6 protein-coding genes are annotated in these 6099 nt (G+C 65.3%); 4 read left to right on the forward strand and 2 right to left on the reverse strand.

Annotated features, from left to right (window positions below):
- Nucleotides 1-185: 185 nt before the first annotated feature.
- Both ABZ552_RS13455 and ABZ552_RS13460 read right to left on the reverse strand, forming a co-directional pair.
- A complete protein-coding gene (locus ABZ552_RS13455) occupies nucleotides 186-1082 on the reverse strand; it encodes an aminoglycoside phosphotransferase family protein (protein WP_357437209.1) in 897 nt (298 codons plus the stop codon).
- Nucleotides 1079-2539, reverse strand: coding sequence for a helix-turn-helix domain-containing protein (locus tag ABZ552_RS13460; RefSeq protein WP_281918472.1), 1461 nt, complete (start codon nucleotides 2537-2539; stop codon nucleotides 1079-1081). Before ABZ552_RS13460 ends, ABZ552_RS13455 begins: the two co-directional genes overlap by 4 nt.
- 640 nt (nucleotides 2540-3179) lie before the next feature.
- Here ABZ552_RS13460 and ABZ552_RS13465 point away from each other — a divergent pair.
- From ABZ552_RS13465 to ABZ552_RS13480, 4 genes are all read left to right on the forward strand, one after another.
- A complete protein-coding gene (locus ABZ552_RS13465; RefSeq protein WP_281918471.1) occupies nucleotides 3180-3578 on the forward strand; it encodes a hypothetical protein in 399 nt (132 codons plus the stop codon).
- Between the two features lie 17 nt (nucleotides 3579-3595).
- Nucleotides 3596-4924, forward strand: a complete 1329-nt coding sequence (locus ABZ552_RS13470; RefSeq protein ID WP_281918470.1) for a phosphomethylpyrimidine synthase ThiC — start codon at nucleotides 3596-3598, stop codon at nucleotides 4922-4924.
- Between the two features lies 1 nt (nucleotide 4925).
- Complete coding sequence (locus tag ABZ552_RS13475) at nucleotides 4926-5951, forward strand: hypothetical protein (protein ID WP_281918469.1); 1026 nt, start codon at nucleotides 4926-4928, stop codon at nucleotides 5949-5951.
- The coding region (locus ABZ552_RS13480) for an NAD-dependent epimerase/dehydratase family protein (protein WP_357437214.1) at nucleotides 5948-6099 on the forward strand (152 nt) is incomplete at its 3' end. The genes ABZ552_RS13475 and ABZ552_RS13480, both read left to right, overlap by 4 nt.

Here is a 6099-nt window from a genome sequence, read left to right on the forward strand (position 1 = left end):
ACGGTGGTTGCGGCGATCTCCATCAGTAGATTTGAGCGTTTGGCCAGCGATCACCTTCAAAGGCCGGATCACCCCGACCGGAAACTAACCAGTACCGGGATCGGATCCGCCGCTAATCGGACACTCTTGAGCTGGTAGTCGCTCGGACTGATTACCTCGATGGTCGCGGAGAACGACGCACGAGATCACGACACCGCTTGCCAGACTGCGGCTTGGTCGCCGGTTCGCAATGACACGAGGCGATGCCGCAGTTCTTCGTCTGCTGCGGGCTTGCTCGGTGCGAGCCGGATGTAGGTGCCGAGCGAGTGCAGTTCGGTGATGTCGCGCAGCAAAGTCCATCCGGGCCAGTCGAGCAGGTCGTATCCGTAGGCGGCTGCGAAGCGTGCCCGCTCGTGTTGTGGTTGGTGGAAGTGATCGGGCAACCCGTTCACCAGGTCGAGTTCGCGTGGCCCGATGCTGCATTGATCCCAGTCGATCAGCACCCACTGCCCATGATCGCAGACGGCGTTCTCGCTGTGGACGTCGACATGCACAAGACCTTCCCCGAGCGGGAATTCGGTCTGCGTGAACTGGCCGACCAGTGCCTCGGCGCGGGCGTGCAGCCACGCCCGCTCCGAGTCGGTGAGTGCAGGTGTCGTCCGCTCGTCATCGAGGGTTAGGGCTTCGAACAGCCGCCGCAGCGGCTGGTATCGCGGCACGGGGAACGGCGGCCGCGCCACCGAGTGCAGCCGCCGTACAAGTGCCCCGAGGTCGGCCGGGCCCGGCGGCTCAGGTGTGGGGCGGTAGGGCCAGAACGTGGCGATTGCGCCGATGGCGATAACTGGCTGGGTTCCGGATGCTGGAGTGAGCGCGATGGATTGGGTTTCAGCTGCCAGCCACCGTGTGACGGCGACGGCGGTGTGAGCGCGCTCGCGCCGGTAGGCGGTGTCGGGCGCCAGGCGCACGATCAGATCAGCGTGCGGCAGCAACCACACTGCGTTCGACCGATGATGCAGCAGTTGCGCGTCGCGGTCGTCGACGCCGAACTCCTGACAGGCAACACTCACGGCTGCGCGACCGGGAAGCTGGCTTTCGGTGGTCATGAGCCCGCAGTAGCGAGGACCGCCCTCAGATCGCCGCGCAATTCAGCAACGATCGGGTCGCCGTCGTACTGGGTGGCGATGGTGTCCAGGTCGCGGAGGCGGACGTAGCAGCGGGGTGAAGACAGCTCGGTGATCGCCGTGATCGCCTCACGCCCGTACCGGTTGGCCGAGTCGAAATCACCCGCCTGCAAACAGGCGCCGGCAAGGGTGGGTAAGGCGACGGCGCGGCTGCGCGCATGTTCGCTGGCGTGGCCAGGGATCGCGGTGGACAGACGCTCGACCGCCGATAGCGCGAACTTGGGATCGGAGAGCGACAGCAAATAGATCGCATGGCCGTGTTGAGCGGCGATTTCCGCGGGCGTGACGAACCATGCCCAGGAGGGAGTGGTGTCGGGTTCGGCTGCTGCGTAGCGGTCTTCGGATAGCCCGAGGGCGCGCTGGGTGGCTGCGGAGTCGTTCAGGGATGCCCAGCACCAGCCCATTACCGTTGCGATGTATCCGGCGGTGATGGTGCTGATCGGATGGCGCCTGCTGGCGGCGGTCGATGAGGCGAGCTGCACGAATTTTAGTGCTTCATCAGGTCGTTTCAGGTGCAGGGACTGGTGGGCCATGTCGAGCAGAATGCTGACCGTCAGGTCGGTGCTGCGCGGATGGTCTTGGCCGCGGTGGGCGGTTTGCAGGGCGTATGTCCACAGTTTGCGGGCCGAGTCGTGTTCTTCAATGTCGTAGGCCAGCCAGCCGGCCATGCTTGCCAGGTCGGCGGTGGCGATCCACAGACGTGTTCGAACGTCCGTGGTGCATGCGGCGCCTTCCAGGGCGCGGACTTGGTGCAGTTGGGTGAGTGCCGCGGTCCGGCAGAGTCCGCCGCCGTGCGCGAGGTCCCATCGCCGGAATCCGTCGGTGATGGCTTCGATCGCATCGATGTCGGCGGATCCGATGTGTGGTCGGGTGACTGGCTCGAGCCGGTCAGGAAGGATGCTGCCCAGCCGGTCCAGTTGCGGGTGAAGATGGGAACCGAGTGCGGCTGCGGTTGCCAGGGTGATGAAGTCTCTACGTTCCACCCACGTCACCTCCTCGCGGGCCAGATTACTCGCAGTTCCGGAGCCGAACCCGAGCAGCGAGGCGGGGATCGCGAAGGTTTCGGCGATTCTGGCGACCAGTTTGGCGCTGGTGAGACGGCGTTCTCCGCGTTCGACGGCTGAGATTCTGGACTGTGTGAGGTCGAGCAACGCGGCCAGTTGAAGTTGTGAGAGGCCGGTTGCTTCGCGAATCACGGTGAACACGACGCTGAAGTCGTGGTCTGCCAGCGCCGCGCGGATCGTGGGATCGTCGAAGAAGTCGGCGGTGAGCGCGTGCTTGAACCCGGCAGCGCAGGCGCAGTCGGCACAGAGGTTTCCAGCGTGTTTGTTGGGCAGCGTCGTGCGGCATGTGCGGCAGATACGTCCCCCAGTATTCATATCTCACCTCAGTCGGTTGACCGCAGTTTGTCTCACAGTATGCGGTGGATGGCTTCTACGTGCACAAATGATCCTTTCGCCTGAACCCAGCCAGTTATTGACGATGCGCAAGCCCCAGTGGGGCTAGTCCCGTCGGGCGTTGGGACGGCAAGCCGCGGCCGCGAATCTGGGACCAGCACCCGATGCCGGGGCATGCGGTCGACTTCCTTCCGCCCTTGCAAGTAATCAGCAACGGGCGGAGCCGGATTCGGGCGCGCGCGACTGGGCCCGGCATCGGCGTGCCCACCCACCGACTGTCAGGGAGCTGTCGTGAGAATTTCGCAGAACACACGGGATCTGTGGGCCGTGCAGTATCGCGACTGCGCGGTTGAACCTATCGATTTGGATCTGGACCGCGCCCGCTTCATTCTCCACGCTCATGCTGCCCACGGGGGCGGATGTCTTCCCTACCTCGCGGCGATGGCCTACTCGTTCGGAATCGAGGTGTAGCCCGAGCATGCCCCCCGAACGCCCCACATCCATACTCACTCGTTCATCGCAGATGACAACGGCTGTGCGACAGGATGCCTCGCTCTTCGGGCCGGATTCTCGGCTTCCTCGGATTCCGGACTGGCACCAGCTATGCGCGGCGTTCCGCGGCGTGACGGGCCACAACCCGGGCGACCATCTGATCACGCGGTGGGCGCAGGCGCTGGCGCATCTGCACCGCACCCGCCGCGTCATCCCCGACCGCGCGGCCGAAGTCGACCGACGCCGAGACGATGTCGTCACGCTGATCGACAACTGGGTCAGCATCTACATTCAGCCACGACGCGGCACCAAACGCATAGGACCGGCAGTGGATGCCCTGGCCGCCGCGTACGTCGATGCCGAACTGACGCTGGCGGCCGCCGAGCACGCCTCCGAACCCGCCGTGCATGAGGCATGGATCCACGTCAGTGCCCTGGCGGTCGACTGGGCTGACCTGATCACCGAAGTCGTCGACGGCCAACCGCCCCCACCGCGGCCTACCGGGCCCACCACTCCGATACGTCCCTGATCGAAAGGACACGCCAAATGTTCACCCTCGCAACAGATCCTCAGTTCATCGCTACCTCTCAGGCCGAAGACATCGACCCTGACACCGCCGCCCGCCGGGTCGAAAGCGGCACCCTGGTGTTCCTGCGGTCGCACGCGAGCCGGCACATGACGGCCTTCAAACCGCTGCTCGTCGGTGAGGACACCCGCCGCAAAGTCGCCGCTCTCGTCGGACTGGGGCCGCGTGACCGCGACCGGCAGACCATCGTGGAAAGCATGGCGGTCATCCTCGCCGCTGGACCCGACGCTGTCATGGACCTGACCACCAACCCCGAAGGGGTGGCGCTGCGCGCGGATCTGAAGGAAGTCATGGGCGTACCGCTCGGCGCATGCCTGACATACGACCTGTTCGCTGACCCGCGGAAGAAACTGAGCCGCAACGAATTCCTGGACCGATTCGAGCTCGGGTTGGCCGCTGGCGTCGACTTCGTCCTCATCCACGCAGGCATCAACCCCGCCCTCGCGCAGATGAGCGAGAAATCCGACCGAATCATGCCCACAACCTCACGAGGCGGCGGGTTGCTGGCCCGCTACATGCGCGTCCACCACTGCGACAACCCTCTCATCGAGTACTTCGACGGAATCCTCGACATCTGCCGCCGCCACGAAGTCGTCCTCGACCTCGGCGACATCTTCCGCCCCGGCGCCACCGCCGATGCGGGCGATGACCTCAAATGGCGCGAAATCCACCTGCTGGCCGAACTCCGCAAAGACGCGTTGAGCGCCGGAGTGCAGGTGTTGTGCGAAAGCGGCGGACACATGCCGCTGCACCGCATTCCCGAACTGATCCCCGCCTACAAAGAAGCGCTCGGCGGCGCGCCGCTGTGGCTGGCCGGACCGATGGTCATCGACAACGGCGTCACCCTCGACGACACCGTCAACGCCCTCGGTGTCGCGGCGGCCGGACAGTGCGGCGGCGACATGTTCGCCTCCATCACCCACAACGAGCACTACGCCATGCCCACCGCGCCCGACACCGCCACCTCGATCCGCATGGTCCGTGTCGCGATCACAGCGCTCGACCTCGTACGCGGCTGGAAACCCGAAATCGCACGACAGCGCGCGATCAGCGTCGCCCGCCGCGCCAACGACTGGGACATCCAGCAAGGCCACGCCCTCTACCCCGGCCTGGCAGGCAACGCGTTCATCACCCACGGCCTGCGCAAAGGCGCGCCCTGCACCATCTGCGGCTCGCTGTGCCCGCACATCACCGCGAAAAAGGTCCACGAGGAAACACCTGTCCCCGCCCACCAGCCCGGACCCGTTCTGCTGCCCATGCCCACGCCTTCCATCGAACCGGAGGCATGAAGTGGACACCGCCTTGGCCGAACGCATCACCGCCCGACTCCCCCACGCCACCGCCGTCGCCCGCGAAGCCCTCGATATCGCCGAAGACCTCCGCACGCTCGGGCACTGCGTACCCGCCGACGACTGGCTGATCGTCGGCGGCTCCCTCGCCCGCGGCGAACCCACCTTCATCCGCCACGACGGTAAGCCGCTGCTGATCAGCGACGTCGACCTCCTATACGTCCACTACGGAGACCACCCCTCAACCCAGATCCACGAACTCGTGTCCCTCGCCGAGAAACACTTCACCACAGTGGATTTGATGACCTTGCCGCTCAGCGACTACCGCGCCATCCAAACCTCCCTCGGGCACGACTTCAAAAATCTCGGCCTGCCCGTCACCGACCGCGGCCTACCCGAACACCACCCCGTCACACTCGACATCCGCGACGCTTACGAAATCCTGCTCTACTACACACAGGCCTACTTCTGGCTCGGCCTCCACGACCAATGGTCCGCCGGAACGGCCTCCACACACTTCCACCTGCTCATCAGCCGACTGTGCGTGAAGATCCTGCGAGCCACCGCCATGCTCGACGGCGCCTACGCCCACCACGACTTCGGTCACATGGCGCCGCACCTCGCCGAACAGATGCGCGCCGAGCTGCGCTGGCGAGCCGACCCCACCCAGCCGCCGATGGATCCGGGACGATTCTGGACCTACCTCCACCACGCCTTCACCCGGTTCGACGCCGAGTTCGGACAACCACGCTCCGACGCGGTCAACTACACGCGCTACGCCGTGACCAGCAGCGGCCGAATCGTCGCCCGCCACCACCAAACCGTCCACGCCCTCGCACGCGCCATGGCCGACGCATGGCACAGCACACCCGACCCGACCGCATTGACTACGGTGAAGCAGCGCGCCTGGGAACGCATCACCGGCTGGACCGGAAGCGCACACCGAGAAAGCCCCGAAGACCACTTCCGCGCGCACAAACAGGCCATCCACGACCACCTACTCGCCATGAAAGTGCAGGTCAGATGAAAATCCTGGTCACCGGGGGTGCAGGATTCGTCGGAGCCACCGTCACACGGCTCCTCCTCGACGCCGGACACAACGTCACCGTCATCGACGACCTCTCCCGCAACGACGACCGCCAAATCCCCCACGACGCCGAATTCATCAAACTCCG

The sequence above is a fragment of the Nocardia sp. NPDC019219 genome (assembly GCF_040632645.1).
GTDB lineage: Bacteria > Actinomycetota > Actinomycetes > Mycobacteriales > Mycobacteriaceae > Nocardia > Nocardia sputorum.

Excerpts from the sequence above, each read along its gene's own strand:
- ABZ552_RS13455 (WP_357437209.1), bottom strand. The coding sequence starts at position 1,082 with ATGACCACCGAAAGCCAGCTTCCCGGTCGCGCAGCCGTGAGTGTTGCC.
- ABZ552_RS13460 (WP_281918472.1), bottom strand. The coding sequence starts at position 2,539 with ATGAATACTGGGGGACGTATCTGCCGCACATGCCGCACGACGCTGCCC.
- ABZ552_RS13470 (WP_281918470.1), top strand. The coding sequence starts at position 3,596 with ATGTTCACCCTCGCAACAGATCCTCAGTTCATCGCTACCTCTCAGGCC.